Genomic DNA, 25,601 nt, shown 5'->3' on the forward strand with positions numbered 1-25,601 from the left:
TATACGTTCGCGACCTCATGTTTCCCCGGAGGAGGCTGGCTGTTAAGGGTCTGTGTCCGGATCCGGCCCCGGTTACGGAGATGTGGCCGAATCCTCTCGGCCCTAGGCTTTCGGCCGTGGAGCTCGCCGAACACTTCCTGCCCTTCCGTAAGAACACCGTGATCGCGCTCTGCGCGGCGGCGCTGCCCGACGCCGAGCGCGGGCCGTTCACCGACTTCGCGCGGCTGCTGGCCGCGCTGGTGCACCACGAGTTCCACGAGCGCGGGGAGGCCGCGCTCGACGCCTACCAGGTGGTCGACCCCTCGGAGGACGAGCGGGTGCTCACGCCGGCGACGGCGGAGCAGCGGGCCGCCGCGCGGGCGACGGTGGAGCGGGAGCTGGTGGCGCTGGCCGAGGCGGCCGACTACACGCGCATCTCGGCCGACGAGATGCGCCTGGCCTTCACCGAGCACGCGCTGGTGAAGGTGCGGCTGGAGGTGGACGAGAGCGAGTTCGAGACGGCGCTGTTCTTCCGGCGCGGGGTATCGCAGCGCACCGAGCGGGTGCCGTGGCTCTTCGGGCTGCGTCGCCGCGACCTCGAATTCACCAGCTACGCCAAGGTTCTCGTGTATATCGCGTTCGCGGAGCCGAAGGGCGGGGTGCTGCTCAAGCTCTTCCAGAACGTGCCGAAGAACGATCTGGAGATGCTCTACCCGACGGTCCGGGTGCGGATGCGGCCGCTGGACAAGCTGCTCATCGGGGTGCCCGCGGCGGTCTCGGGGATCGTGGTCGTCGCCACCAAGCTGATCGCCTCGCTGGGGCCGGTGGTGCTGCTGCTCGCGTTCTGGGCGGGGCTGCGCGACGACCCGGTGCGGCTGGACCAGGCGGCGCTGATCACGCTCGGGGCGGGGCTCGCGGCGTTCGGCGGGTACCTGGTGCGGCAGTTCTCGAAGTTCAAGAACCGCAAGCTGCAGCTCATGAAGACGCTCTCCGAGCACCTCTACTTCCGGAACCTCGACAATGACCAGGGCGTGTTCCAGCACCTGCTCGGGGCGGCGGAGGAGTCCGAGGTGAAGGAGGCGGTGCTGGCCTACTACGTCCTGCTCACGGCGGCGGCGCCGCTCACCGTGGCGGAGCTGGACGCGCGGGTCGAGGCGTGGTTCCGGGAGCAGTGGGCCGCGACCTTCGACTTCCGCATCCGGGACGGGCTGCGGCGGCTGCGCGCGCTCGAGCTGCTCACCGAGGACGAGCGGGGCGGGCTCGGGGTGCTGCCGCCGGCGGCGGCGCGGACCCGGCTGGACCGGCGCTGGGACGCACTCTTCCGGCGGACTACCCCCGCATTCCCGCCAGCCGCCCGGCAATGATGCGCTCGGCGTCGCCGACGATCCCCGCCACGACCTCCTTGCACGACAGCACCTCGTCGATCAGCCCCTGCGCCTGACCGGCCCACCACAGCCCGCCGTCCATATCGCCCGCGCCGAGCACCTCGCGCCTGCCGCGCTCGCCGGAGGCCAGGTGCGCGATGTCGGCGAAGGTGGCGCCGGGGCGCCGGGAGAGCTCGGCGATCTCCTCGGAGACGGCATTGCGCGCGACCCGCGCGGTATTGCGGAACTCGCGGAAGATCACCTGGGTGGCGCGCTCGTCGTTGGCGACGATCTGCCGCTTGACGTTCTCGTGGATCGGGGCCTCGGTGGTGGCGACGAAGCGGGTGCCCATGTTCACCGCGTCGGCGCCGAGCGCGAGCGCGGCGACCAGCCCGGCGCCGTCGGCGATGCCGCCGGAGGCGATGATCGGAATGCACAGCTTGCGGGCCGCGGCATTGATGAGCACCAGGCCGGGGACGTCGTCCTCGCCGGGGTGGCCCGCGCACTCGAAGCCGTCGATGCTGATGGCGTCGACGCCGAGCTTCTCGGCCTTGAGCGCGTGCCGCACCGCGACCGCCTTGTGCACCACCTTCACGCCGTTGGCCTTGAAGGTCGGCAGGTGCGGCTCGGGGTTGGCGCCCGCGGTCTCCACGATCTTCACGCCACCGGCCACAATGGCGTCCCGGTACTCGTCGTAGGGCACCGGGTTGCGGGTGGGCAGGATGGTCAGGTTGACGCCGAAGGGCTTGTCGGTGCGCTCCCGCACCCGCGCGATCTCGGCGACCAGCGCCTCCGGCGTCGGCTGGGTGAGCGCGGTGAGGAAGCCGAGCGCACCGGCCTCGGCCACCGCGGCGATGAGCTCGGCGGTGCCGATGGCGGTCATGCCGCCGCAGACGACGGGGTGCTCGATCCCGAATTCCTCGGTGAACCTGGTCTTCAACACCGTTCGATCAGACCACATCGCGGCATCGAGAGAGATGGCGTTCTCAGTCAATGAGAGCGCGGTCACCATCAGTGCCCCCATTTCCTTCGGACCAGGCTTTCGGGGCTGGCCCCGGCGGGGCGCGCGGCGTCGAATGTGCGCGGGGCTCGTCGCCGAACGGGCCGGGAGGAGCGGGACACATGCGGGGCAGGGTTGTGGCGGCGATGGCGCTGGTGCTGATCGCGGCGGCCGGGGCCGGGCCGCCGGCGTCGGCGGAGCCCACCGCGGCGACGGCGCCGGACGGGTCGCGGATCGAGCGGGTGGAGACGGTGGACGCGCGAAACATCGTGCTGCACATCCACTCCGCGGCCATGGACAAGACGGTGCCGGTGGAGGTGCAGCGCCCGGCCGACACCTCGGTGCCGCGCCCGGTGCTCTACCTGCTGAACGGGGGCGGCGGCGGCGAGGACGGCGTCGCCACCTGGGCCGGGAAGACCGACGCGCTCGGCTTCCTCGCCGACAAGAACGTGAATGTGGTCACCGCCATCGGCGGCCGCTGGAGCTACTACGCGGACTGGGAGCGGCCGGATCCGGTGCTCGGCGTGAACAAGTGGCAGACCTTCTTCACCGAGGAGCTGCCGCCGATCATCGACGCGGCGCTGAATACCAACGGCAGCAATGCGATCGCGGGGATCTCCATGGCGGGCACCTCGGTGCTGCTGCTCGCGATCACCAAGCCGGGGCTGTACAAGAGCGTCGGGGCCTACAGCGGCTGCGCGCAGACCAGTGACCCGGTGGGGCACCGGCTGGTGCAGATGTCGGTGGAGACCTGGGGCGGCGGCACCGTGGAGAACCTGTGGGGCCCGCCGAATGCCCCGGGCTGGGCGGCCAACGACCCGCTGGTGCAGGCCGAGAAGCTGCGCGGCACCACGCTCTACCTCTCCAGCGGCGGCGGGCTGCCCGGCCGCTACGACCGGCTCGGCGATCCGTTCATGATGGGCGACCCGGACAATCCGGCGCAGCTGGCGAATCAGATCGTGATCGGTGGCGTCATCGAGGCGGGCACCGCCTACTGCACCCGCAACCTGGCGAACCGGCTCGCGGAGCTGGGCATCCCGGCGACGGTGGCGATCGCGCCGGAGGGCTCGCACTCCTGGGGATACTGGCAGGACGATCTGAAACGGTCCTGGCCCGCGCTCTCGGCGGGGTTGTACTGAGGAACTAAGCGGCGAACTCGTGCACGGCGGCGCGCGGGCGGACCAGCACGGCCTCGTCGCCGGTGCGGCCCCGCGCGCTGGTGAAGCTGACCTGCTGGCCCTCGGTGAGGGTGCGGTAGCCGGGCAGGTCGATACTGCCGAACTCGACGAACACCTCGGCACCGTCGTCGGCGAGCAGGAAGCCGAAGCCCTTGGCGGCGTCGAACCAGGCGACGGTGCCGCTGCGCCACTCCATCAGGCACCCGCCGCCGCGGCGTCGGCACCCGCCCCGCGCATCACCTGCTGCCACCAGGAGGAGAGCGGGCTGGGGTCCGGCCATTCGACCGCGGGAGCCGGATCCTCGGGGGTGTCGATGCGCTCCGAGCCGATTCGATTCGTGCCGGACTGACGTGTCATGACGGCGTTCTCCTCTGCTGCGATCCGCCACCGGGGCGCCCGGTGGTGTTCGCGATATTCCCGGGGGTCCCGAAATGAAACCTGCGCTACCGCACCGCGCGGAGCAGCCGCTGCCGCGGATGGCTGAAGTCGACAACCGTGGGGTAGCCGCCGCGCCACGGATCGTAGGGCTCCTGGTCCGTGGCCGCCCGGTCGGTGAGCGAGCACAGGATGTGCCAGCCGAAGTGGTCGGGGTGCAGCGGCGACTCCGCGCGGGTGACGCCGCTGATCCGCACCGTGACCCGCCTGGCGTCGACGGCGAGCTCGCAGCGCACCGTCGAGCCGGGCGCCGGGTCGGCCATGAGGGCGGTGGCGGCCTCGTCGATGGCGAGGCCGAGATCGACGATCTCGGCGGTGTTCAGCCCGGCCTGCAGCCCGGTCGCCTCCGCGAGCGCGCGCAGCGTCATGAGCTGGGAGAGGTCGGGTGCCACCCGGAGTTCGACCCGGGCCGGGGCGGCGGTCGGCCGGGAGCGCGGGCGCGGCCGGGCGGCGGGGCGGGTGCCCCGGTGGCCGCGAGGGAAGTGCGGACGCATGGACATGGTTTGCCTGTTCCGGACCTCGCGCGGGGTTAGGCCGGGTCCGGGGCGCCGCCGTTTCCGTCGGCGGTGCGGCCGGCTCGGCCGCCCGGCCGCCGGGTGGGCCGGGACAGCAGCCCCGAACGTCGCCTTGCGCGGGAGATCCTTCTCGATGCGGTGTCGGCGATGCCGACGGTGGTGGCCCGGTGCGCGGCGTCGTCGCCGGTGCGCGGGTCGGTGCGGGCGGGGTCCGGCTCCGGCCGGTCCAGGTCGAGCGGCCTGCGCCGGTAGCGCAGCGGCACCAGCAGCCACACGGTGAGGAACAGCAGCCCGGTGACGATGCCGGTGAGCACCGCGGCCGCCATGCCGATCACGGCCGCGACGATCAGCACCACCACCGCGGTGAGCGCGAGCCCGAGCAGTAGCAGCCCGGCCAGCGCGCAGTGGTGCGCCGCGGTCACGATCTCCTCCAGGCGCCTGCGCCGGAACAGCACGCGGTGCCAGGAGACCGGCGCGACCAACACGACGGTAGCCGCCATGGCGAACGCGACCGCGGCCAGGTAGATGCCGCGCTCGGCGCCGCCGAGATCCTCGAAGCCGTCCTGGAAGGGCAGGATCAGCAGCAGGCCGGTGAGCAACTGCACGCCGGTCTGCAGTACCCGCAGCTCCTGCAGCAGCTGGCCGAAGTTGCGGTCGAGCCGCTCGGTGGCGGTCTCGCCGCGGGCTTGCCAGTTCCAGGCGTCGTCCCGCGGAGCTGCCTCCCGGTCGCTGCGCGGCCGTGGCGAGTCATCCTGGTTTCCGGCCATGATGGTCAGTGCTCCTGCCCGTGTTCTCGTACTCGGTGCTACCCGGTTCCCCGGTGTTCATTCGGGCAGCACCGCCGGAACACACGGGCGGCGGGTACCGGAGCCGAGGCTCCGATACCCGCCGATGCCGTGCCGCCGGGGTCAGCCCGCTTCGGGCCGCCAGGTCGCGACCGCCCAGATGACCACCACGTCCAGCGCGATGACCAGCAGCGACCATGCCGGGTAGTAGGGCAGCCAGAGGAAGTTGCTGACGATCGAGAGCGCCGCCAGCCCGATGGCGGTGACCCTGGCCCAGGTCGCGCCGGTCATCAGCCCGACCGCGGCGATGCCGAGCAGCACGCCGAGCACGATGTGGATCCAGCCCCAGGTGGTGGTGTCGAGCGAGTACACGTAATCCGGGCCGACGACGAACAGCGAATCGTCCGCCACCGCCGAGATGCCCTGCAGCACCGAGAGCAGCGCGACCGCGAACAGCAGTACCGCGGCCGCGATCGACGTGGCCGCCGCGAAGCCCTGGCGCACGGGGTGTCCGGTTTCGCCTGCGTGTGTCATGGGAGACCCCTCTCGTCGGGTGGGTGTTCGGTGTCGCCGAATCTCCTCCCCCGAATCGCCGCCCGCATCACCCGATTCGGATGAGTTCTACTCCTACCAGCGGAAACGGAGTATCTTCACATTTCCAGGATAGATTGCCCTGAAGTAGCTCGGTCGACCGTCCGAGGAGGCGGCATGGCGCTATCGACCCGGATCGGCACGGCGGGCTCCCGCACCATCGCGCGGCCGGCGCTGGTGGCGGCGATCGAGGAGGCGGTGCGGCCGGGCGCGGCGCGGGTGCTCGTGCTCAGCGCACCGGCGGGCAGCGGCCGTACCTCGGTGCTGACCGCGTGGGCCGAGCAGAGCCGGTTCGCGACCGCGCTGCTCACCGTCACCCCGGAGCGCGCGGCGGTGACCGCCTTCGCCGGGGAGCTCGCCGCCCGGCTCGGGCTGCCCGACCCCTCCGCCGGACATCGCACCCCGGCGAGCGCGCTCACCGCGCTGCTCACCGCCCGCCCCCCGGACGCGCCGCACACCGTGCTTGTCCTCGACGACGTGCACCTGATCGACGACCCGCTGGTGCTGGCCGGGCTCGAGCAGTTCCTCCGGCTGGCGCCGCCCACCCTGGTCACCGTGCTCTCCGGGCGGTTCGACCCGCCGCTGCACTGGCACACCATGCCGGACCAGCGCATGCTGCGCTTCGGGGCCGACCGGCTCGCCTTCACCGAGGCCGAGGCGGCGCTGGTCTGCGCGGCGCAGGGCTGCCCGCCGGAGCCCGCCGAGCTGGAGGCGATCATGCGGCTCACCCGCGGCTGGCCCGCGCTGGTCCGGATCGCCGCGCTCTACCTGGACGCCTACCCCGGCGACCGCAGCGCCGCGCTCGCGGTGCTGGCCAGGCCCGCGGCGGCGGTCTCCGACTTCCTGATCGGCGAGCTGCTCGACTCGCTGCCCGCCGGGCTGCGCGACTTCCTGGTGCTGACCAGCGTGCCGGAGCAGTTCACCGAGCCGCTGGCCGCGCTGCTGGCCGGGCCGGAGACCGGCGAGCTGCTCGACCGGCTGGAGCGGCTCGGCTTCCCGCTCACCCGCACCGGCGCGGCGGGCACGCTCTGGTACCGCTACCACCCGCTGCTCCGCGCCTTCCTGCTGGCCGAGGTGAACCGGCTCGGCCCGGAGCGCGCGGCCCAGCTGCACCTGGCGACCGCGCAGTGGCTGCAGGCGGCCGGGCTGCGCCCGGCGGCGCTGCCGCACCTGCTCGCCCAGCCGGACGACGAGCCGATCCGCGGCTACCTGCGCACCAGCGGGCCCGCGGTGGTGCTCGCCGGGGACGGCCCCGGCCTGCTGACCGCGCTCACCCGGGAGCGGCCGCTGCTCGCCGACGACCCCTTCGTCTGGGCGCTGCGCGCGGTGGACGCGCTGGTGCGCGGGGAGAACGAGAACGCCGTCGCCTACCTCGACGTCCTCGCCACCAGGAGCGGGACCCCGTCGTTCGCGCCGCCCGGCTGGGTGGCCGCGCTGGCGGCCGCCGCCGGGCTGGAGGCGGCGCTGGTCACCGCGGGCGCCCGGGTGCCCGGCACCGAGCCGCCGAGCACCGCGCACCCGGATATCGACGGCTACGCGGCGGTGCAGTGGGCCACGCTCGCGGTGCTCGACGGCGGCCGGGTGCGCGGCGAGGAGCTGCTGCGCCGCGCGCTCACCCTGGCCGAGAGCACCGGGCAGCCGCGGCTGGTGGTGCGCGCGGCCACCCGGCTGGCCATGGCCGCCGGGCTCGCCGACGATCTGGGCGGCATGCGGCGGCGCGCCGGGTACGCGCTGGACTGCGCGGCCCGGCACGACGTCCCCGAGGTCACCGATGTCGCGCAGGCCCGCGCCATGCTGATGTTCTCCGGCTACCTGCGCGCGGAGGAGCAGGGCGGGGCGGCGCTGGACGGCGTCGTCGCGGTGCGGCCGGACGCGGCGGGGGTGGCGGACCCGGTGGCGGGCAGGCACGCGCTGGTCGTCGGGTTGCTGGTGCGCTGCGGGCCGGCCGCCGACCGGTACGCGGCGGTGACCGCGCTGCGCGGGCAGCTGCTCGCACTGCTGGACCGGCACCCGCGGCCCGCGGTGGTGAGCGGGCTGGTCCGGCACACCGTGTGGGAGTTGCTCGCGGTGCACGAGCCGGTGGCCGCGCGCAGCCTGCTCGACCGCGCCCGCGAGCGGCTCGGCGAGCTGCCGGACGTGGTGGTCGCCGCGGCCGCGCTGGCGCACGCGGCCGGGCGGCCCAAGGCGGTGCGGTCGCTGCTGGAGCCGATCGCCGGGTCGGCCGTGCCGCGGACGACCGGGGTGACGGCGCTGCTGCTGCTCGCCGCCGCGCACCGGGCCACCGGCGTGCCCGCCCGCGCCCGCGGGAGCCTGGAGGCGGCGGTCGAGCTGGCCGAGCCGGAGCACCTGGTGCGGCCGTTCCTGGAGGTGCCGGGGGTGATCGGCATGCTGGACGAGACGGCGGGGTCGTTCGGGCACCGCGACGCCTTCGTGGCCGCGGTGCGCGGGCACGCGGCGGCCGGGCGCGGGCGGGCGGGGCACGGGCTGACCGAGACCGAGATGCAGGTGCTCGCGCGGCTGCCGTCGGGGCGGACGGCGGGTGAGATCGCCGCCGACCTCGGCATCTCGGTCAACACGGTGAAGACGCACCTGCGCGGGATCTACGCCAAGTTGCACGCGCACTCGCGCACCGGGGCGCTGGACCGGGCGCGGCACCTCGGGCTGCTGTGACAGCAGGGCACGGCACCGGGGGCGTCAGGCGGCGCGGCGGGCCCGGTTGCGGTCGCGCAGCAGGCGGATGACGGCGCGCTCGAGGATGTCGCGGCGGGCATCCTCGTCCTGCTGTCTCTCCGCGCGGGGCAGCGCGTTGGCGATGGTGTCGCCGTGCTCCCAGGCGCGCACCACCCGCGGGTCGACGTAGGACTCGCGGGCGACGGTCGGGGTGTTGCCGAGCGCTTCGGCGACGGTCTCCATGACCTCCCTGCGCACCCGCTTACGGCCGCGCTCGGACTCGGGGCGGCCGAGCGCGGCGAAGGTGACCGCGGCCAGCACCGTGCCCTGCCAGGTGCGCAGGTCCTTGGCGCTGCACTCGCAGCAGGCGAGCTCCTTGAAGCGGGCGTTGATGTCGTCGGAGCGCAGCTCGCGGTAGGCCGCGCCCTGCCGGTAGACGAGCAGGCGGTCGGAGTCCGCGCGGCTGCGGCGCAGCGAGCGCACCGCCCGCGCCAGCTCGGCGTCGGTGACCCGGACCCGGCGGCGCAGCCCGCTCTTCGCGGTGTAGTCGAACAGCATGGCGTCACCGCTCACGGTGACCTGCTCGCGCAGCAGGGTGGCGACGCCGCGGGTGCCGTTCTCCTCCGCGTACTCCTCGCCGCCGACTCGGAAGACACCGCGGTCGAGCAGGTCGACCGCGACCGCCTCGACCCGGCGGCGCGGCAGCCCGCGCAGCCCGAGGTCGGCGTGCACCTGCGCGCGCACCGCGGGCAGCTCGGCGGCGAGCGTGAGCACCCGGTCGAATTTCTCCTCGTCCCTGGCCGAGCGCCACCGCTCGTGGTAGAGGTACTGCTTGCGCCCGGCCGCGTCGGTGCCGACGGCCTGGATGTGGCCGTTCGGGTGCGCGCTGATCCACACGTCCCGCCAGGCGGGCGGGATCACCAGGGCGCGGATGCGCTCGATGTCCTCCCGGCTCGCCGGGCCGCCGTCGGCGGTGTGATACGAGAAGCCCTTGCCGCGACGCACCCGTCGCAGCCCGGGCCCGCCGGGGTCGCTCCGCCGTAACCGCATACCTGCGGATACCTTCGCCGCGCCCGCTCATTCCTGCTTTCCGGGTGGTGAGCGCCCGGGTTTCCGGCCCGCCGCGCCGGGTAGCCGGCGGGCTCTGCCACCATGAGCCGGTGAGCGAGACACCCGACCCCGAGGTGCTGGAGCTGGCCGGTCACCTCTTCGACCTGGCCCGGAGCGGTGCGGCGGAGGCGCTCGCCGGGTACCTGGACGCCGGGGTGCCGGTGGATCTCACCAATTCGCGCGGAGACACGCTGGTCATGCTGGCCGCCTACCACGGGCACGCGGACGCGGTCCGGGTGCTGCTGGAGCGCGGCGCCGATCCGGATCGGGCCAATGATCGCGGGCAGACGCCGCTGGCGGGCGCCGTGTTCAAGGGCGAGGCCGAGGTGGTGCGGGCGCTGGTCGCGGGCGGGGCGGATCCGGATGCCGGAAGCCCGTCGGCGCGCGATGCCGCGGCCATGTTCGGGAAGGCCGAGCTGCTCGCGCTCTTCGGCTGAGGCGCCGCGCCGGGACGTCTCGGCCACCGCCGGGACGGCGCACCTCACCACCCCGCGGCGCGCACCGCCGCCACCGCCTTGCGGGCGGCGACCAGCACCGGATCCCAGACCGGTGAGTACGGCGGGGCATAGCCGAGGTCGAGCGTGGTCATCTGCTCGACCGTCATCCGGGCGGTGAGCGCGACCGCGGCGATGTCGACCCGCTTGCCCGCCCCCTCCCGACCGACGATCTGGGTGCCGAGCAACCGGCCGGTGCGCCGCTCGGCCAGCATCTTCACCGTCATCGGGTCGGCGTCCGGGTAGTACCCGGCCCTGCTGGTGGCCTCGATGGTGACGCTCACGAACTGCAACCCGGCAGCGGTGGCGTCCGCCTCGCGCAGCCCGGTCCGCGCCACCTCCAGCGCGCACACCTTGCTCACCGCGGTGCCGACCACCCCGGGGAAGGTCGCGTACCCGCCACCCACCCCGGTGCCGATGATCTGCCCGTGCTTGTTGGCGTGCGTGCCGAGCGCGATGTGCCGCTCCCGCCCCGACACCAGGTCGAGCACCTCGACGCAGTCGCCGCCGGCCCAGATGTCGGCGTGGCCGCGCACCCGCATGGCCAGGTCGGTGCGGAGCCCGCCCGACTCCCCCAGCGGCAGCCCGGCCGCTGCCGCCAGGTCGGTCGCCGGGCGCACGCCGAGGCCGAGCACCACCACGCCGGCCGGGTACTCGCCGTCGGCGGTCTCGACCGCACGCACCCGGCCGTCCGGACCGGTGCGGATGGCGGTCACCCTGGCCTCGTTGATCACGGTGATCCCCATCCCGTCCATGGCCTCGCGCACCAGCGCGCCCATGTCCGGGTCGAGGGTGGACATCGGCTCGGCGCCGCGGTGCAGCATGGTCACCCGGTAGCCGCGCTGGATCAGCGCCTCCGCCATCTCGACGCCGATGTACCCGGCGCCGATCACCACCGCGTCGCCGGACTCCTGGCCGGTCAGGGTGTCGATGAGCGCCTGTCCGTCGTCCAGGGTCTGCACGCCGTGCACGCCGGGGGCGTCGATGCCGGGCAGCGGCGGGCGGATCGGCTCGGCGCCGGTGGCGAGGACGAGTTTGTCGTATCCGGTCCAGGATCGCGTGCCGGTGTCGTCGCGGACCAGTACCCGGCGGCCCTCGAGGTCCAGCTGCTGCGCCTCGTGGCCGAGGCGCAGGTCGATGCCGCGCTCCCGGTGCTCCTCCGGCGTCCTGGCGATCAGGTCGTCCCGGTCGCGCACCGCACCGCCCACCCAGTACGGGATGCCGCAAGCCGAGTACGAGGCGAAACGCCCGCGCTCGAAGACCACGATCTCCAGCTCGCCCGCGTCCCGCAGCCGCCGTGCCTGCGATGCGGCGGCCATTCCGGTCGCGTCCCCGCCGATCACCACCAGTCGCTCGCTCATGGGCGTCACGCTACCGCCGGACCGCGCCGCGACGCCGCGACCACCGGCCCCGCGCCTAGTACGGTGGAGCGGGCCACCGCGCGTGATCGGGGCCCGGCGCGAGAGCAGGAAAGGGTGGCGAGATGACCGAGTCGTATGCACAGTGGTACGAACGCCATTCGCCGCCCGGGAAGATCCTGGCCACGCAGTACACCAGCGCCGATCCGATCCGCTACAACGGCAGCCTGGTCTACCCCATGTACTCCGAGGAGTTCGGGACCCCCGGCGCGCGGCTCGCGATGACGGCACTTTCCGCCGCTCCGCCCGCCGGGCTGCGCGGCTGGGGCATCGGGCTCTCGGTGCTCGACGGCCACCTGCGCTTCGACGGCAGGCGGCTCGGCGGCATCGACGTCTGGGGGGACGCGCTCGCCACCGGCCTCAGCATCGAGCTGGCCGGCAACTCCGCCGAGGCGCTCTTCACCCTCACCCCCGTCTGGGTGGACGACCGCGGCGTGCAGAAGTCGTGGGAGGGGAATTACGGCATTCTCGTCGAGCACCTGCCCGACGGGCGGGTCACGCTCTGGTGCAGCGTCGGCGAGGGGCCGCCGAACTTCGCCAATCTCGTGGTCGAGATCAGTACCCGCGCGCTCGACGCCGAGCCCGCCGCACCGCAGGAGAACGAGGCGCAGCTGCTCGACGACCAGTACGTCACGCTGCCGGTCCGGTACCGGGCGGAGCGGCCGGACGGGGGGCGGGTCGTGCTCGTCGACACGGCCGAGGTGCCCGATGCTCCCGAGGCGAAGGCCGCGCGGCGGGGTGGCGGGTGGGTGAGCAGGCGGGATTACGCGCCGCCCGCGGACGGGTCGGCGGGGCGGTGGGATCGGCAGGCGCCGGCGGAGTCCGCCGTTCGGCGGCCGAGCGGGGAGTTGCCGCCGGTGCCGGAGGGGCTCGGGGAGGAGTCGCCGTTCGGGCCCGGGGTCGGGGCGGATGTCGTCGCGCCCGCGAAGGGTGGGCCGGGGTTCGGCGCGCAGGGCGCGGGGTCGGGCCGGGATGCGGGGCAGTCTGTTGAGCAGGGGCTCGGGCGGGTGCCGGTGCGGCGGGGCGATGCGGCGGGCGCCGGGCAGGTGCCGTCGGGGGGCGAGGCCCCTCAGTTCGGTCGGCGGTCACCGGAGAGTGATTCGGGCGGCGCCGGCTCGGGTCGACAGGCGGCCGCGACAGCACCGGCGGCCGGGGCGGGAACCGATGAGCGGGCGGCCTCGGTGCCGGTCGGTGGGCGGGCGGATTCCCCGGTGGCCGGGTTCGGCCGTGGGCCGGCGGAGCGGAGGCCGGAGGCCGAGAGACAGGCGGAGCAGCGGCGAGCGGGTGCCGGCGGGTTCGAGCTCGGGGAGCCGTCTCGGCCCGCGGCCGGTGAGCCGGTGCCCGGCGGCCGTGGTGAGCGGCGGGCGGAGTCCGGTACGGAGGCCGTGGCGCCATCCGGTAGGCGGGCGGAGTTCGGTTCGGAGGCGGCGGCGGAGTCCGGTCGGCGAGTGGAGTCCGGTCCGGTGGCGGCGGCGGAGTCCGGTCGGCGGGTCGAGTCCGATTCGGAGGCCGTGGCGAAGTCCGGTCGGCAGGGCGACGAGCCGAGCCGGAATGACCGGAAGCGGGCCGGCGGCCAGCACGCACTGCCGACCCGTGCCGGGCGTCGCCCGGACATCCGCGAGTCGCGGTACGGCCAGCGGCCGACCGCCGCGGGCGAGAAGCTGACCGGCAGGCACGGGCAGGGACGGCCGCCCGCCACCGGCGCCCGGCCGAGCGCGCCGGGAGCGAATCTGGCGGCCGGGCTGCACGGCATGCGCGGTGACGAGTCGGACCAGCGCCGGGAGAGTTTCGCCGCGCGCCTGCAAGCGTTGCGCGGGGATCGGGCCGCGGGCACGGCCGCAGCTCGCGGCGGGCACAAGGAAGAGCTCGGCGCAACCGCACCGCAGACCGGGAGCGGACAGGTGGCCGACGCAGCGCCGCCGGGCGTCGGCGGTCGCCCGCAAGCCGCCGCGACCGGCGCCGCCGCACCCGCACCGCGCGGCGGTGAGCGCCCGACCCGAGCCGCACCCGGCTCCGGCTCGACCGCCCGACAGCCGGGGCAGACCCCGTCCGGCGTCGGCACGAGTGCGCCGGTTGCCCAGGGTCGGCAGCGGCCGAGCGAGGGTAGGGAAAGCACCCCTGGACCCCGTTCCGCTGACGGGCAGCAGACAAGCGTGCCTGCGGGTACTTCCGCGCCTCGCGCCGAGGGGCGACAGTCGACGACGGCAAGAAGCAGCACCGCATCGCAGAGCGGAGCGACTCCCGACACGACGGCGGCAGGCGGTAGCACCGCATCGCAGGGCGGAGCGACTCCCGACCGGGCTGCGGCAGGCGGTAGCACCGCATCGCAGAGCGGAGCGACGCCCGACCGGGCTGCGGCAGGCAGCAATACCGCATCGCAGGGCAGAGCGGCTCCCGACACGACGACGGCAGGGAGCAGCACCGTATCGCAGAGCGGAGCGGCTCCCGACCGGGCTGCGGCCGGGACGGACGCCTACAGGCAGCCGGAGCAGGCCGCGCGCGGGGGCGAGGCGGCTGGCGCGCGGCCCGAGGAGCGGCGGGGAGGCATCGCATCCGGGGGGAGTGCGGTCGCAGTGCCGGGCGGTGTGCGATCCGAGGCGGGTTCGATCGCGCCGCAGGCCGGGTCGCCGAACCCGGGCGTCACCGACGCCGGTGCCGCCGCGCGAGGTGCCGGGATGCGCCCGAACCCGGCGGCGCCCGATGCGGGCACGCCGACACCGCGCGTCGACACACGGCCCGTTCAGGAGGTGGCCGACGGCGGAGCGGCTCCCCCGCAGGCCGTACGGCCCCCACGAAAAGTCGCGCCCCGCCCCGGGGCGGCCGGGCCGGGGGCGGGCGCGCAGGAGGCGACCGACCGCCCGACGCCGCAGACGGCCGATGCGAACCCGGCACCGGGACAGGCCGCTCCGATCGAGACCCGCACAGCCGACCGGAGCGCGACCCGCGCAACCGACCGGAGCGCCCCGGACCCGGCTGACCGTGCCGGACCACAGCAACTCGACCGGAACGCGCCGCGCCCAGCCGACCAGGCCGGGGCACAGCAAGGAGCGAACCGGAGCACGCCGCGCCCGGCTGATCAGGACGCACCACAGCGAGTGGACCGCGAGGCACCTCCGCAAGCGGACCGCGACGTGCCGCCGAGCGCGGACCGGAACACGCAACCGCAGGCTGACCGGACCACCGACCCGAACACACCGGGAGAGCAACCACCCGGCTTCGGCGGCTGGAGCGCCGCAACCCTCCAGCACAACCCCGACACCCTCCCCCCGCGCCGCAGCGTCTACGGCCCCCCACCGGTCCCCCGCGGCCAGGGCGGCATAATCGGCGACCCCGGCTACCGCGGCGCCCTGTACGACCTCGGCCTCGCCATGTACCGCCGCGGCGATACCGGGTCCGCCCGCGGCCTGCTGACCCAGGCCGCGGAGGCGGGGCACGTGGCCGCCGCCTACGACCTCGGCTCCCTGCTGCGCGACGAGGGCGACACCACCGGCGCGGAGGCGTGGTGGCGCGCCGCGGCGGCGCACGGTGAGCCGCGGGCGGCGGCGAGCCTGAAGGAACTGCGCGAGGGCGGAAAAACAACTCGCGAGTGAAGTGCCGGATGCGCTAGCGTCCCCGGCATGGGAGGTAGCCCCGGTGAGTTCCGCGCGGTCGTGAGCGCGCGTTCGATGCCGTCCGCCCGCTTGCGCCGCGCCGCCGCCTAGGCCCGCCGGCGCACCGAACTCCCCCGGCCTGCGGTGCAGGCCGTACACAGCCGTGCCCGGCATGGGTCAGGCGCCTTCACCGGTTCCCGATTCGCCTTCTGCCGAAGGACCCCCATGCCTCGCCACCGAGGCCAGGCGCGCGTGCGCGCCCGGCTGTCCCAGAATTTCCTCGTCGACCCGGCGGCCGTGCGCACGATCGTGCGCGCCGCCCAGCTGCACCCCTCCGACCTCGTACTCGAACCCGGGCCGGGGGCTGGCGCGCTCACCCGCGCACTCCTGCGCGAAGCGGGCCGCGTACGCGCCTACGAACTCGATCAGCGGCACGCCAGGCGGCTCAGCGTCCGCTACCGGGAGAATCCGCGAATCTCCATCGAGCACCGCGACTTCCGCACGGTACGACCTCCGGCGGAACCGTTCGCGGTGGTCGCGAACATCCCGTTCGCGGCGAGCACCGACATCCTGCGCTGGTGCCTCGAAGCACCGAGGCTGACCGCGGCCACCCTGCTCACCCAGCGCGAGTTCGCGCGCAAACACAGCGGCGACTACGGCCGCTGGTCCCGGCTGACGGTAACGCATTGGCCGCAGCTGGAATTCGCGCTCGGCCCGCGGGTGGGCAGGCACAGCTTCCACCCGGTCCCCGCGGTGGAGGCAGCGGTCCTGCTCGTGCGCCGCCGGACCGAACCGCTGCTTCCGGCCGGAGCCATCACCGGCTACCGCCGCCTGGTCGACCTCGGTTTCACGGGCAGAGGCGGCTCGTTCGCCGCCTCACTCGCCCGCGAATATCCGCGCAGCACAGTCCGAAAGGCCTGTTGCGCAGCGCAACTGGCACCGGAAACGCCGGTGGGGCTGGTGCACCCCCGGCAATGGCTGACCGTCCACCGAACCCTCACACCGGGGTGAAATCCCGGGCAGCGATATAGTCCGGCCGCGCCGCGGGCGCCGCATACGGCTCCCGCAGCGCGTTCTCCACACTGTTGAACACCAGGAAGATATTCGACCGCGGGAACGGCGTGATGTTGTTCCCCGACCCGTGCATGAGGTTCGAGTCGAAGAGCAGCGCCGACCCCGCCTCCCCGGTGAACTGGGTGATCCCGTGCCGCGCGGCCAGGGCGGTGATGTCCTCCCGCGTCGGCACCCCGATCTCCTGCTCGCGCAGCGACTCCCGGTAGTGCTCGGCGGGGGTGCTGCCGAGGCAGGGGACGAAGGTGCGGTGCGAGCCGGGCAGCACCATGAGGCTGCCGTTGATCGGGTAGTTGTCGGTGAGCGCGATGGAGAGGCTCACGGCACGCGGCGCGGGCATGCCGTCCTCGGCGTGCCAGGTCTCGAAGTCCGAGTGCCAGTAGAAGCCGTTGCCGCGGAATCCGGGCATCAGGTTGACCCGGGTCTGGTGCAGGTAGACCTCGGAGCCGAGGACCTGGCGGGCCAGGTCGACGATCCGGGGCTGCCGCACCAGCTCGGCGATGGCGGCGCTGAGCCGGTGCACCTCGAAGATGGAGCGCACCTCGCGCGACGATTTCTCCACGATGAGGCGGTCGTCGTCGGCGAGGGCCGGGTCCGCGGCGAGACGCTCGATCTCGCCGGCGAACTCGGCGACCTCCGTGGGCGAGAGCAGCGCGTCGAAGACGGCGAAGCCGTCGTCCTCGAAGCGCCGCAGCTCCCCGGTCTCGACCTTCCCCCAAACCGTCGGATCCGGGCGCTCCACGTGCGCCGCCCTGGTGGGCAGCCGGGTGGGGTAGCGGTCGGTGCGGTCGGTGCCGGTTTCGATTCCTTCGTGCACGAGGGTCACGGTGTGACGTCCTTTCAGCTGGTCACCTCGACGAGCGGGTAGACACCGTTCTCGTCGTGGACCTCCTGTCCGGTGACGGGCGGGTTGAACACGCACAGCATGCGCAGCTGGGTGCGCGCCTCGAGCCGGTGCTTCTCGTGCCCGTTCAACAGGTACATCGAGCCGGGGCCGAGGTCGTAGGTGACGTCGTTGTCGAGGTCGTGCAGCGTGCCCTCGCCCTGCACCAGCCACACCGCCTCGACGTGGTTCAGGTAGTGGAAGACGTGGGTCGAGCCTGCCTCGATGGTGGTCTCGTGGAAACTGAAGCCGACGCCGTCACCGCCGAGCACGATGCGCTTGCTGCGCCAGCCCTCGCCGGCCACATCGCGCTCGGTACCGGTGATCTCCTGAGTGGTTCTGACGATCACGCTCGTCCTCCCATCACGTTGTCGACGGCCGCGCCGAGCCGGGCGAGGCCCTCGGTGAGCTCGTCGCCGGTCAGGGTCAGCGGCGGCAGCAGCTTGACGACCTCGTCCATGGAGCCCGAGGTCTCCACCAGCAGGCCGCGCTCGAACGCCGCCTGACCGACCTTGCCTGCCTGGCCCGGATCATCGAAGACCAGGCCGTGCACCATACCGCGGCCGCGGGTGGAGAGACCAGGGAAGTTCTCCGCGAGCCTGCCCAGCTCGGCGGCGACCTGCTCGCCGTTCGCGAGCGTGGCCCGCTCCAGCTTGTCGTCGCTCCAGTAGTGCTTCAGCGCGGCCGTCGCGGTGACGAAGGCCGGGTTGTTGCCGCGGAAGGTGCCGTTGTGCTCGCCCGGATTCCACTGGTCGTGCTCCGGCTTGAAGAGCACCAGCGCCATCGGCAGGCCGTACCCGCCGATCGACTTGGAGAGCGTCACGATGTCCGGGGTGATGCCCGCGGTCTCGAAGGAGAAGAACGGGCCGGTGCGGCCGCAGCCCATCTGCACGTCGTCGACGATCAGCAGGATGCCGCGCGCGGAGCAGAGCTCGGCCAGGTGCCGCAGCCACTCCGGGCGGGCCAGGTTCACGCCGCCCTCGCCCTGCACGGTCTCGACGATCACCGCGGCCGGGCGGTCGAAGCCGGACGAGGTGTCGTCCAGCACCCGCTCCATCCACTGGAAGTCGGCGACGGTGTTGTCGAAGTAGCCGTCGTAGGGCATCGGGGTGGCGTGCACCAGGGGCACGCCCGCGCCCGCGCGCTTGGCGGCGTTGCCGGTGACCGAGAGCGCGCCGAGCGTCATGCCGTGGAAGGCGTTGGTGAAGCTCAGGATGGTCTTGCGGCCGGTGATCTTGCGGGCCAGCTTGAGCGCGGCCTCGACCGCGTTGGCGCCGGTCGGGCCGGGGAACTGCACCTTGTAGTCCAGCCCGCGCGGGGCGAGCAGGGTGTCGCGGACGGTGGTCAGCAGTTCCCGCTTGGCCACGGTGGACATGTCGAGGCCGTGGGTGATTCCGTCGCTCGCGATGTAATCGAGCAGCGGCTTCTTGAGCAGGTCGTTGTTGTGGCCGTAGTTCAGCGCGCCTGCGCCTGCGAAGAAATCGAGGAAATCCCTGCCCTCCTCGTCCTTCAGCCAGGCGCCCTTGGCGGTGGTGAAGACGGTCGGCCAGGAGCGGCAGTAGCCCCGGACATTGGACTCGAGGCTCTCGAAGATGGTGGTCTCGGCGGTGATCATCGGTGCTCCTCGGGGGTGATCGGGGCGATGGTGTAGAGGTCCTCGGCTTCATGGTTGTCCGGGAAGGCCGAGGGATCGAAAAGGGGGCGCTTGGTCATGTCGGCGCCGCGCTTGCGGGCGACCGAGCCGAACATCGCGATCGATGCCTCGTTGTCCGGGGAGACCGTGGTCTCCAGGATCGAGACGCCGGCGGCGGCGGTGTCGTCCAGCAGTTTGTGCAGCAGCGCGGTGCCGGTGCCCTTGCCGCGCTGCGAGGGGTCGACCGCCACCTGCCAGACGAAGACGGTGTCCGGCGCCTTGGGGCGGACGAAGCCGATCACGAACCCGACGACCTCGCCGTCCACCTCGGCGACCACCGAGGTGGCCGGGAAATCACGGCACCAGAGCAGGTAGGCGTAGCTCGAGTTGGCGTCGAGCACCTGCGAGTCCTTGGCGATCCGCCAGATCTGCGCGGCGTCGCCCACCCGGGGCGCGCGCAGCACGGTTCTGCCGCGGCCGGTCGCGCGCTCGGCGGGCAGGGACAGGGTTGGCGTTGACATACATCTCCCTCGTCGGGTTCGTGTACTCGTCCAGGCTTGCGAAGGAACGTTGAGCTGAACCGGTCGAGTTGGTTACGGTCGCGTGACATTGCCAGTGAAGGCGTGACATGCGTCTCTTCTCGGTGGAAAATGGAACACTTCGTTTTTCACTGCTGGAGGTCGAGGCGGTAGCCGAGACCGCGCACGGTCACCACGATTCTGGGCTCGGAGGGGTCGCGTTCGATCTTGGTCCGCAGTCTCCGCATGTGGACGTCGACGATCCGCTCGTCGCCGAAGAACCCGCGCTCCCAGACGTTGTCCAGCAGCGTCTGCCTGCTGAGCACCCGGCCAGGAGTCTCGGCGAGTTCGCAGAGCAGCCGGAACTCGGTGAGCGTGAGGTGCAGCTCCTCGTCGCCCCTGCGTACCGCGCCCGCGGCGGGCGCGAGCACCAGCGGCCGCTCGGGGTCGGCCTCGAGCACCAGTTCGCGATCGCCCGCGCGCTCGGCGGCGAAGCCCGCCCTGCGGCGCAGTGCCCGCATGCGGGCCGTCATCTCCTTGATCTCGAACGGCTTCGCCAGGAAGTCGTCCGCGCCTGCCTCCAGCGCGGCCACCACGTCGTGGGTGTCGTCGCGGGCGCTGACCACGATGATCGGGACGTCGTGGTCCCTGCGGATCTCGCGGATGCAGTCGAAGCCATCGGCCTCGCCCATCACGAGGTCGACGATCATGACATCTGGTACGCCGTTGGTACGCAGTTGGTCCAGCGCGTGCCCCACTTCACCGGCCTCGGCGACAGCATAGCCCTCGTCCTCCATGGCCAGGCGCAGTGCGCCTCGCACCCGGGTATCGTCCTCGACGATCATCAGATTCGCGCTCACTACCATTCCTCTGCCGACAGGCGCGGAGCTGCCGCGACGAGGAGAATCGCACCCTCGCCCCGGCGCATCGCCGCGCTCCGAGCATTGCCGCCGGGGCTGGGGCATCGGCCCGCCCGGCTGTATTGCGGTTACCCGGCCGCCTTCGACAGTAAACAGTTCGTAACACTGGGACGGGCGCACATCTACTGAGCGCAGTAGTAGATGTGCGGTTCGGGCATCAACGTTCAGGGGGCTGCCAGACCATTACCGAGGCCCCGCCCCGACCCTCGAAAACCCCCGGCGCACTGGGGTAACGCCGAGCCCGCAGGCGACGCGCGCGGCCCGTCGACCGTGCGCCCGTGGCGGGTGGCGCGGGGGGCGAGCCGAACGCAAAAGTGTGACCGGCGCCACAGCAAATTCGTGACGGAGGCCACCCGGTCCGGGGCCGATTCCGCTCCGTTTCGGACTGGAACCTCGGGTAGAGCGGCGGGCAGGGAAGTTGCTCGACGGCAGTCGGAGCACGCCCTGCGCGCGGACCGCGCCGCTGGTGGACCCCGCCCGGACCGGCACCGGCACCGGCGCCGGCGCCGGGTCGCGGTCACCGGGGATCGCGCCACGGTGGAGGTGCGCGGGCTGGGCCGCGGCGAGCACCGGCTCATCCCGGTCGCGGCGTGATTCGCCGCGCGATCACCCGCGGAGCGGCGTCACCGCAGGCCGGGGACCGGGTGCTCGAGCCGGTTGAAGTTGCTCATGCTGCCGTCCGGGCGCTGCTCCTGGAACAGGAAGTTCAGCCTGCGGGCGTCGAAGGTGGCGAACCACTCCTCCCAGCCGACGCATTGCAGCACGGCGCCGCCGTAGCCGGGGAAGTCGAAGCGCAGCACGCCGAGCGCGCCGTTCAGGACGCTGCCCGGCATGGTGGCGGGGCGGGCGCCGCGCCGCTCGGCCCAGGAGCGGATCACCCGATGGTCGGTGGTGATCATGGTGCGGCCGGGGCGTTCCGGGCGCTGCTCGGGGGAGGTGATCTGCTGCGGGCGGTCGGCCTGGCTGCGGACCGGGGCCGCGGTGCGGATTCCCGGCAGTCGTCGATCGTCCATGGCGACCTCCTCGCTGTGCGCGCCCGGCGGGCGGAACCGAACTCCCTCCCCTCCCGGTACCCGAGCCGCTCGCGGGGCAAACCGGCGCTGCGCCGCCGCGGGCGGATTCGGCGGATCCGGACCGGGTAGCCCAATCGGGTGCATCGAGTCCGGGCCGCGCCCGGGCAGTGAGGAGGACGTCGCCGTGAGTTCGTTCCCGCAAGGCTCCACCGATACCGATCCGGTTCCCCCGGCCCCCGCACCCGATCCGGCGCCGCCCGGCCCCGGGCGGGACCCCGTTCCGCCCGTTCCCGCCCCCGATCCGGTCCCCGACCCCGCACCGGTCCCCGCGCCCCCCGAGCCGGACCCCGCCCCGGTCCCGCCGATTCCCGCACCGGACCCCGTCCCGGCACCCGACCCGATCCCGTCCCCCGCGCCCCCTGGCCCCGCACCGAGCCCGAGTCCGCTCCCACCGGTCCCCGGCCCCGCGCCGTCCCCGGCCCCACCGAACCCGATCTGACCGGCACCGTCCAGCTGCGGTCGGGGCGCGGGGCGTCGCGAAACCCGCGGGGCGGACCCGCCCCGCTCGAGCCCTGGGCTCAGTCCTTCAGCGCCTCGTCCCGCAGCCCGGCCAGCGTCTTGGCGAGAATCCGCGAGACGTGCATCTGCGAGACCCCGAGCTCCGCCGCGATCTGCGACTGCGTCCGGTTCTCGAAGAACCGCATGACCAGCACCCTGCGCTCCCGGTCCGGCAGCTTCTCGATCAGCGGCCGCACCGCCATGAAGTCCTCGATCAGGTGGTACGAGGCCTCCTCGGCCCCGAGCTTGGCCAGCAGCGGCAGCGGCGCATTGTCCGAATCGCCTTCGGCCGCAACGGCATCCAGCGACGACGACTGGTAGGCATTGCCGGCGATCAGCGCCTGCGTCACCTCGACCACGTCGACCCCGAGCTCGTCGGCGATCTCGCGCGCCCGCGGCATCCGTCCGAGCTTGTGCGAGAGCCGCTCGACGGTGCCGCCGATGGTCAGCTGGATCTCCTTGGTGCGCCGCGGCACCCGCACCGACCAGGTGTTGTCCCGGAAGTGCCTGCGCACCTCGCCCATGACGGTCGGCACGGCGAAGGAGAGGAACGAGGAGCCGCGGCTCACGTCGTACCGGTCCACCGCCTGCACCAGCCCGAGCCGCGCCACCTGCAGCAGGTCGTCGAAGTTCTCGCCGCGGCCGGAGAACTTCCTCGCGATGTGCTCGGCCAGCGGCAGGCAGGTGGCGATCAGCCGCGCGCGCAGCGCCTGGCGCCGCTGCTCCTCCTCCGGGCCGAGCGCCGCGAGCTGTTCGAAGAGCGGCTCGGTGTTCTCGTAGCCGTCGCCGGAGCCCCGGCCGGAGCCCGGCTCACCCGCCATCGGCGCTCCGGACCCAGGTGAAGTCGACCTCGGTCGGGTAGCCGGAGAGCGCGCCGTCGAACGGCGCCTGCGCGGAGGAGATGGATTCGGTGAGGGTGCGCACGATGTGCCAGCCGAAGCCGGACTCGCCGATGCCGCCCTCGGCGGCCGCGGTGGCCCGCACCCGGACGAACATCCGCCCGGCCTCGTAACTGAACTCGCAGTCCAGGTCGGAGCCGGGAACGGCGTCCATGATCAACGAGGTGGCCACCTCGTCCAGCGCGAGCCGGATGTCGGTGACCTCATCGATGGCGAAATCGGCGATGAGGGCCACGGTCTCGGCGAGCGCGCGCAGCATGGTCAGCTGCTCCAGCGATGCCGGGACCCGCACCCCGATCGTCGTCGTGTCCGTCGAGGATCGGGGAGTCTTTTCCCCCATTGCCCACCACCACCTTGTTCTCGAGGCCGACCGAGCGGCCACGCTACCCGACCGCCCCCGGCATCCCGCTCCGGCCTCGGTCCGCGTACACGTCTGAGGGAAATCGGGTGGCAGTTCGGGCCCGCACACCGCCCGTTCCCTGCCACCCGGTGATCATCGACCGCTTACCCGGTGCCGAACCGGCGAAACCGGCCGTCACTCCTCCTCGACGCGCTCGTGCGCGGTGAGCAGCAGGTGGTCGAAGCGGCTGCGCGCGCCCGCGGTGAACGGGGAGAGCGTGCCGAAATCGGCGATCAGCCTGGTCGCCAGCGCGCGCAGCTTGACGTTGGTCTCCTGGGAGCGCCAGCTCAGCACCCGGAACGCCTGCTCCGGGCCCACCCCGTAGACCAGCATGAGCGCGCCCTTGGCCTGCTCGATCACCGCGCGGGCGGCGTACAGCTCGGGCAGTTGCTCGTCCAGCGTCTCGCGGCGGTGCACGGCGAGCGTGCCGGTGACGTCGACGTAGTACCCGGCGGTGCCGAGCACCGCGCCGTCCGCCCCGGTGACCCGGTCGGCCACCACGATGACGTGGTGCACCTCACCCCCGGTGTCGACGATGCGGTGGCTGCTGCAGAAGGGCTCGCCGTGCGCGATGGACCGCGCCAGCCGGTCGGCCACCTGGTCGCGGTCGTCGGGGTGCTTGTGCGCGAGCAGCCGCTCGGTGTCCGGCGCCGGGGTGCCTGGCGGGTAGCCGTGCATCACCGCGACCTCGTCGGACCACTCCCAGGTCTGGGTCTCGAACCAGAACCGGAAGCTGCCGACGTGCTGCCGCGCCCCGCCGCCGATCACCCGATCCACCGCCGCCGCCTCCTCGGGCGGTACCGGACTGCAATCCGTCACCCGACGATTATCGGCAATGCGGCGCGGACCGGTGCGGTTCAGCCCGCCAGCGCGTCCCGCATGGAGCGGTAGCAGCGGAAGAGCGGCCGCACCCCGGTGACCTCCAGCGCCCGCTCCACGTCCGCCCGGCCCACCACCAGCCGCAGCTCCGAACCGCCGCCCGAGGTGCGCCGCTGGACCGAGCCGAGCATGGTCGCGGCGCGGATGCTGAGGAATAGCGTGGGCCGCAGGTCGACCACGACGCAGCGCCCGCCGGTGCGCACCGCGCGCTCCAGTACCGAGCTGAACTCGGGGTAGCCGGCGGCGTCCAGCTCGCCCTCGACCCGCACCACCACGCAGTCGGCCATCCGGTGCACCCGAGGTTCCCAGCGACGCCGGGGCGGAACACGTACTGCGGACATGAGCGACCTCCCGGTGGGGAGCGGTGGTCATGGCTGGGAATCTCAACCTCCGGCCAGTCTGGCACGTGCCCCGCGCCCTGTCCGGGGAACGTAGCCGCTCGTTACCCGGCGGATTCGCGGGCCGGGTCGCGGGTAGCCGCGTGGCATGGAACTTCTGGTGATACTCGCGATCGCGCTGGTCGTCGGTGCGGTGCTGCTGCTCCGCAGGGGCCGCGGCAGGCGCCCCGGCACCCCGAGCAATACCGGCAACCCGGAATAGGAGCGGTCATGGCTTCCATGGATCCCGACCCGGCCCGCGTGCCCGACCTGGAGCCGGGCGGCGGGGTGCCCCCGGGCGACACCCCGCCGGACACTCCGCAGACCTCCGGGCTCTCCGCCCCCGAGCCGGCGACCAGGCACCACTTCCCGGTCACCGGCGTCGTCGCCATCGTCGCCGGGGTGGTGCTCGTCGTGATCTTCCTGATCGCCGCGGTGACCACGGTGGTGCTGCAGTTCTAGCGGTTTCACTCCGGCAGCCCGGGCAGTCCGGCCCCGCGGCGCGGCGGTGGGCTACTCCCGCGCCGCGGCGGTGGCCCGGCGGTTCGCCCGCTGGATCGCCGCGACCAGTTCGTCCTTGCGCATCCGCCACCGGCCGGTGATCTGCAGCCGCCCCGCGACCGCCAGCAGGTGCTTCTTGGTGGCCTTGGCGTTCACGCCCTCGGCGCTCTCGCCACCGGCGTTCAGCCCGCCCCGCTCCGCGCGCTCGTCCGATGGCCCGCGCTGCTCCTTGGCCTCCCAGCGGTCGCCGATCTTCTCGTAGCCGCGTTTCAGCGCGCTGTACCCGACCCGGTACGCGCGCGACTCCTCGCCGTCGTAGGTCTCCAGGGCGGCGTCGTGCGCCTCGGCGAAGGTGCGCTGCGCCTTCGCCGGGGAGCGCCGCACGGTGCTCGGCAGCTCGGACTTGCGCACCTCGCCCTTGGCATTCGTCTTCGGCACGGTGGCCTCCTTCCGCTGCCGTCCGGGTACCCGGACGACTGCGTTTGATTCGAACCGACGACCGCCGTGTCAGTAACCCGCCCGCGGCTCGAATCCGGGATCGGGCAGCAAGGGCGGCTCGGCCTGCGGTTCCGGTGGGGCCTGAACCGGTGCCGGTTGGGCAAATGGCGGCACGACGGGGGCGGGCGGATTCGGCGGGCTGAACGGCTCCGCAACAACGGGCGCCTCCGGCGCCGGCGAGAGTTCGGCAGGTTGCGGTGCGGCGGCCGGACCAGGTGCGGGCTCGGCCACCGAAGGCGACGGAGACGGCGTGACCACCGACGAACTGCCGGGCTGCGGCGGCGCGCTATCAGGGGATCCACAACCGGCGAGCGCGATGACG

25 protein-coding genes and 1 pseudogene are annotated in these 25,601 nt (G+C 73.3%); 7 read left to right on the forward strand and 19 right to left on the reverse strand.

All coding sequences use genetic code 11. The annotated features are described in order from the left end of the window. The first annotated feature begins 116 nt into the window (after positions 1-116). Complete coding sequence (locus NH2_RS30240; RefSeq protein WP_067658067.1) at positions 117-1,343, forward strand: TMEM143 family protein; 1,227 nt, start codon at positions 117-119, stop codon at positions 1,341-1,343. Here the strand turns inward: NH2_RS30240 and NH2_RS22935 are convergent. Further along, positions 1,309-2,286 carry an NAD(P)H-dependent flavin oxidoreductase gene (locus NH2_RS22935; protein WP_439951777.1) on the reverse strand — a complete coding sequence of 326 codons (978 nt, stop codon included), beginning with the start codon at positions 2,284-2,286 and terminating at the stop codon, positions 1,309-1,311. The genes NH2_RS30240 and NH2_RS22935 overlap by 35 nt on opposite strands. A 179-nt stretch (positions 2,287-2,465) precedes the next feature. Here NH2_RS22935 and NH2_RS22940 point away from each other — a divergent pair, with 179 nt between their 5' ends. Next, a complete protein-coding gene (locus NH2_RS22940) occupies positions 2,466-3,482 on the forward strand; it encodes an alpha/beta hydrolase (protein ID WP_067658075.1) in 1,017 nt (338 codons plus the stop codon). 4 nt (positions 3,483-3,486) lie between these two features. On the opposite strand, the gene NH2_RS22945 is transcribed toward NH2_RS22940, so the two are convergent. The 5 genes and pseudogenes from NH2_RS22945 to NH2_RS22960 form a co-directional block, all read right to left on the reverse strand. After that, the gene (locus tag NH2_RS22945) at positions 3,487-3,717 is read right to left on the reverse strand and encodes a cold-shock protein (protein ID WP_067658078.1); all 231 of its coding nucleotides are present in this window, start codon (positions 3,715-3,717) and stop codon (positions 3,487-3,489) included. After that, on the reverse strand, positions 3,717-3,878 hold the full coding sequence (locus NH2_RS29005) for a hypothetical protein (protein ID WP_157103924.1): 162 nt from the start codon (positions 3,876-3,878) through the stop codon (positions 3,717-3,719). Before NH2_RS29005 ends, NH2_RS22945 begins: the two co-directional genes overlap by 1 nt. Before the next feature lie 86 nt (positions 3,879-3,964). Continuing rightward, entirely contained in the window at positions 3,965-4,456 is a 492-nt protein-coding gene (locus tag NH2_RS22950; protein ID WP_067658080.1) for an ATP-binding protein, read from the reverse strand. 248 nt (positions 4,457-4,704) lie between these two features. Further along, a pseudogene (locus NH2_RS22955) lies at positions 4,705-5,238 on the reverse strand (DUF6328 family protein); the annotation flags it as partial. Between the two features lie 141 nt (positions 5,239-5,379). Continuing rightward, positions 5,380-5,790: a DUF7144 family membrane protein gene (locus NH2_RS22960; protein ID WP_067658083.1), complete on the reverse strand. Its 411-nt coding sequence runs from the start codon at positions 5,788-5,790 to the stop codon at positions 5,380-5,382. A 174-nt stretch (positions 5,791-5,964) separates the two neighbouring features. Here NH2_RS22960 and NH2_RS22965 point away from each other — a divergent pair, with 174 nt between their 5' ends. Beyond that, positions 5,965-8,517, forward strand: a complete 2,553-nt coding sequence (locus NH2_RS22965; RefSeq protein WP_067658086.1) for a winged helix-turn-helix domain-containing protein — start codon at positions 5,965-5,967, stop codon at positions 8,515-8,517. Between the two features lie 24 nt (positions 8,518-8,541). On the opposite strand, the gene NH2_RS22970 is transcribed toward NH2_RS22965, so the two are convergent. Next, complete coding sequence (locus NH2_RS22970; RefSeq protein ID WP_067658089.1) at positions 8,542-9,567, reverse strand: DNA topoisomerase IB; 1,026 nt, start codon at positions 9,565-9,567, stop codon at positions 8,542-8,544. Between the two features lie 110 nt (positions 9,568-9,677). On the opposite strand from NH2_RS22970, the gene NH2_RS22975 reads away from it, so the two are divergent. After that, positions 9,678-10,064 (forward strand): ankyrin repeat domain-containing protein, encoded by a 387-nt coding sequence (locus tag NH2_RS22975; RefSeq protein WP_067658091.1) that lies wholly within the window; start codon positions 9,678-9,680, stop codon positions 10,062-10,064. A gap of 44 nt (positions 10,065-10,108) precedes the next feature. On the opposite strand, the gene NH2_RS22980 is transcribed toward NH2_RS22975, so the two are convergent. Further along, positions 10,109-11,482 (reverse strand): FAD-dependent oxidoreductase, encoded by a 1,374-nt coding sequence (locus NH2_RS22980; protein WP_067658094.1) that lies wholly within the window; start codon positions 11,480-11,482, stop codon positions 10,109-10,111. A 122-nt stretch (positions 11,483-11,604) separates the two neighbouring features. Between NH2_RS22980 and NH2_RS22985 the strand changes: the two genes are divergently transcribed. Both NH2_RS22985 and erm read left to right on the forward strand, forming a co-directional pair. After that, positions 11,605-15,129, forward strand: a complete 3,525-nt coding sequence (locus NH2_RS22985; RefSeq protein WP_067658097.1) for a hypothetical protein — start codon at positions 11,605-11,607, stop codon at positions 15,127-15,129. 225 nt (positions 15,130-15,354) lie between these two features. After that, on the forward strand, positions 15,355-16,140 hold the full coding sequence (gene erm / locus NH2_RS22990; RefSeq protein WP_067658099.1) for a 23S ribosomal RNA methyltransferase Erm: 786 nt from the start codon (positions 15,355-15,357) through the stop codon (positions 16,138-16,140). Here erm and thpD read toward each other — a convergent pair. The 10 genes from thpD to NH2_RS23040 all read right to left on the reverse strand — a co-directional run bounded on the left by thpD (position 16,127) and on the right by NH2_RS23040 (position 24,190). Continuing rightward, entirely contained in the window at positions 16,127-17,026 is a 900-nt protein-coding gene (gene thpD / locus NH2_RS22995) for an ectoine hydroxylase (protein ID WP_218021737.1), read from the reverse strand. The genes erm and thpD overlap by 14 nt on opposite strands. 14 nt (positions 17,027-17,040) lie before the next feature. Further along, complete coding sequence (locus NH2_RS23000; RefSeq protein WP_067658102.1) at positions 17,041-17,433, reverse strand: ectoine synthase; 393 nt, start codon at positions 17,431-17,433, stop codon at positions 17,041-17,043. Beyond that, the gene (gene ectB / locus NH2_RS23005; protein WP_067658105.1) at positions 17,430-18,698 is read right to left on the reverse strand and encodes a diaminobutyrate--2-oxoglutarate transaminase; all 1,269 of its coding nucleotides are present in this window, start codon (positions 18,696-18,698) and stop codon (positions 17,430-17,432) included. The genes NH2_RS23000 and ectB overlap by 4 nt, the downstream gene beginning before the upstream one ends. Further along, positions 18,695-19,237 carry a diaminobutyrate acetyltransferase gene (ectA, locus tag NH2_RS23010; RefSeq protein WP_067658108.1) on the reverse strand — a complete coding sequence of 181 codons (543 nt, stop codon included), beginning with the start codon at positions 19,235-19,237 and terminating at the stop codon, positions 18,695-18,697. The genes ectB and ectA overlap by 4 nt, the downstream gene beginning before the upstream one ends. 146 nt (positions 19,238-19,383) lie before the next feature. Then, complete coding sequence (locus tag NH2_RS23015) at positions 19,384-20,094, reverse strand: response regulator transcription factor (protein WP_067658111.1); 711 nt, start codon at positions 20,092-20,094, stop codon at positions 19,384-19,386. 683 nt (positions 20,095-20,777) lie between these two features. Next, positions 20,778-21,167, reverse strand: coding sequence for a hypothetical protein (locus NH2_RS23020; RefSeq protein WP_067658114.1), 390 nt, complete (start codon positions 21,165-21,167; stop codon positions 20,778-20,780). 578 nt (positions 21,168-21,745) lie between these two features. Further along, positions 21,746-22,546: an RNA polymerase sigma factor SigF gene (locus NH2_RS23025; RefSeq protein WP_067658117.1), complete on the reverse strand. Its 801-nt coding sequence runs from the start codon at positions 22,544-22,546 to the stop codon at positions 21,746-21,748. Further along, positions 22,536-22,964 (reverse strand): ATP-binding protein, encoded by a 429-nt coding sequence (locus NH2_RS23030; protein WP_067658120.1) that lies wholly within the window; start codon positions 22,962-22,964, stop codon positions 22,536-22,538. Before NH2_RS23030 ends, NH2_RS23025 begins: the two co-directional genes overlap by 11 nt. A gap of 195 nt (positions 22,965-23,159) precedes the next feature. After that, entirely contained in the window at positions 23,160-23,843 is a 684-nt protein-coding gene (locus NH2_RS23035) for a PAS and ANTAR domain-containing protein (protein WP_084505790.1), read from the reverse strand. Between the two features lie 38 nt (positions 23,844-23,881). Next, on the reverse strand, positions 23,882-24,190 hold the full coding sequence (locus NH2_RS23040; RefSeq protein ID WP_169811522.1) for an STAS domain-containing protein: 309 nt from the start codon (positions 24,188-24,190) through the stop codon (positions 23,882-23,884). A 321-nt stretch (positions 24,191-24,511) separates the two neighbouring features. On the opposite strand from NH2_RS23040, the gene NH2_RS23045 reads away from it, so the two are divergent. Continuing rightward, complete coding sequence (locus tag NH2_RS23045) at positions 24,512-24,742, forward strand: DUF6480 family protein (protein ID WP_067658129.1); 231 nt, start codon at positions 24,512-24,514, stop codon at positions 24,740-24,742. Between the two features lie 51 nt (positions 24,743-24,793). Here NH2_RS23045 and NH2_RS23050 read toward each other — a convergent pair whose 3' ends face one another. Continuing rightward, the gene (locus NH2_RS23050; RefSeq protein ID WP_067658132.1) at positions 24,794-25,219 is read right to left on the reverse strand and encodes a ChaB family protein; all 426 of its coding nucleotides are present in this window, start codon (positions 25,217-25,219) and stop codon (positions 24,794-24,796) included. Positions 25,220-25,601 lie beyond the last annotated feature (382 nt).

Origin of the sequence: Nocardia harenae NBRC 108248 (assembly GCF_001612885.1) — a bacterium.
GTDB classification, from domain to species: domain Bacteria; phylum Actinomycetota; class Actinomycetes; order Mycobacteriales; family Mycobacteriaceae; genus Nocardia; species Nocardia harenae.

Coding starts and splice junctions, on each gene's coding strand:
- NH2_RS22940 (WP_067658075.1), top strand. CDS start 2,466: ATGCGGGGCAGGGTTGTGGCGGCGATGGCGCTGGTGCTGATCGCGGCG.
- NH2_RS22945 (WP_067658078.1), bottom strand. CDS start 3,717: ATGGAGTGGCGCAGCGGCACCGTCGCCTGGTTCGACGCCGCCAAGGGC.
- NH2_RS29005 (WP_157103924.1), bottom strand. CDS start 3,878: ATGACACGTCAGTCCGGCACGAATCGAATCGGCTCGGAGCGCATCGAC.
- NH2_RS22950 (WP_067658080.1), bottom strand. CDS start 4,456: ATGTCCATGCGTCCGCACTTCCCTCGCGGCCACCGGGGCACCCGCCCC.
- NH2_RS22960 (WP_067658083.1), bottom strand. CDS start 5,790: ATGACACACGCAGGCGAAACCGGACACCCCGTGCGCCAGGGCTTCGCG.
- NH2_RS22965 (WP_067658086.1), top strand. CDS start 5,965: ATGGCGCTATCGACCCGGATCGGCACGGCGGGCTCCCGCACCATCGCG.
- NH2_RS22970 (WP_067658089.1), bottom strand. CDS start 9,567: ATGCGGTTACGGCGGAGCGACCCCGGCGGGCCCGGGCTGCGACGGGTG.
- NH2_RS22980 (WP_067658094.1), bottom strand. CDS start 11,482: ATGAGCGAGCGACTGGTGGTGATCGGCGGGGACGCGACCGGAATGGCC.
- NH2_RS22985 (WP_067658097.1), top strand. CDS start 11,605: ATGACCGAGTCGTATGCACAGTGGTACGAACGCCATTCGCCGCCCGGG.
- erm (WP_067658099.1), top strand. CDS start 15,355: ATGCCTCGCCACCGAGGCCAGGCGCGCGTGCGCGCCCGGCTGTCCCAG.
- ectB (WP_067658105.1), bottom strand. CDS start 18,698: ATGATCACCGCCGAGACCACCATCTTCGAGAGCCTCGAGTCCAATGTC.
- ectA (WP_067658108.1), bottom strand. CDS start 19,237: ATGTCAACGCCAACCCTGTCCCTGCCCGCCGAGCGCGCGACCGGCCGC.
- NH2_RS23020 (WP_067658114.1), bottom strand. CDS start 21,167: ATGGACGATCGACGACTGCCGGGAATCCGCACCGCGGCCCCGGTCCGC.
- NH2_RS23025 (WP_067658117.1), bottom strand. CDS start 22,546: ATGGCGGGTGAGCCGGGCTCCGGCCGGGGCTCCGGCGACGGCTACGAG.
- NH2_RS23030 (WP_067658120.1), bottom strand. CDS start 22,964: ATGGGGGAAAAGACTCCCCGATCCTCGACGGACACGACGACGATCGGG.
- NH2_RS23040 (WP_169811522.1), bottom strand. CDS start 24,190: ATGGCCGACTGCGTGGTGGTGCGGGTCGAGGGCGAGCTGGACGCCGCC.
- NH2_RS23045 (WP_067658129.1), top strand. CDS start 24,512: ATGGCTTCCATGGATCCCGACCCGGCCCGCGTGCCCGACCTGGAGCCG.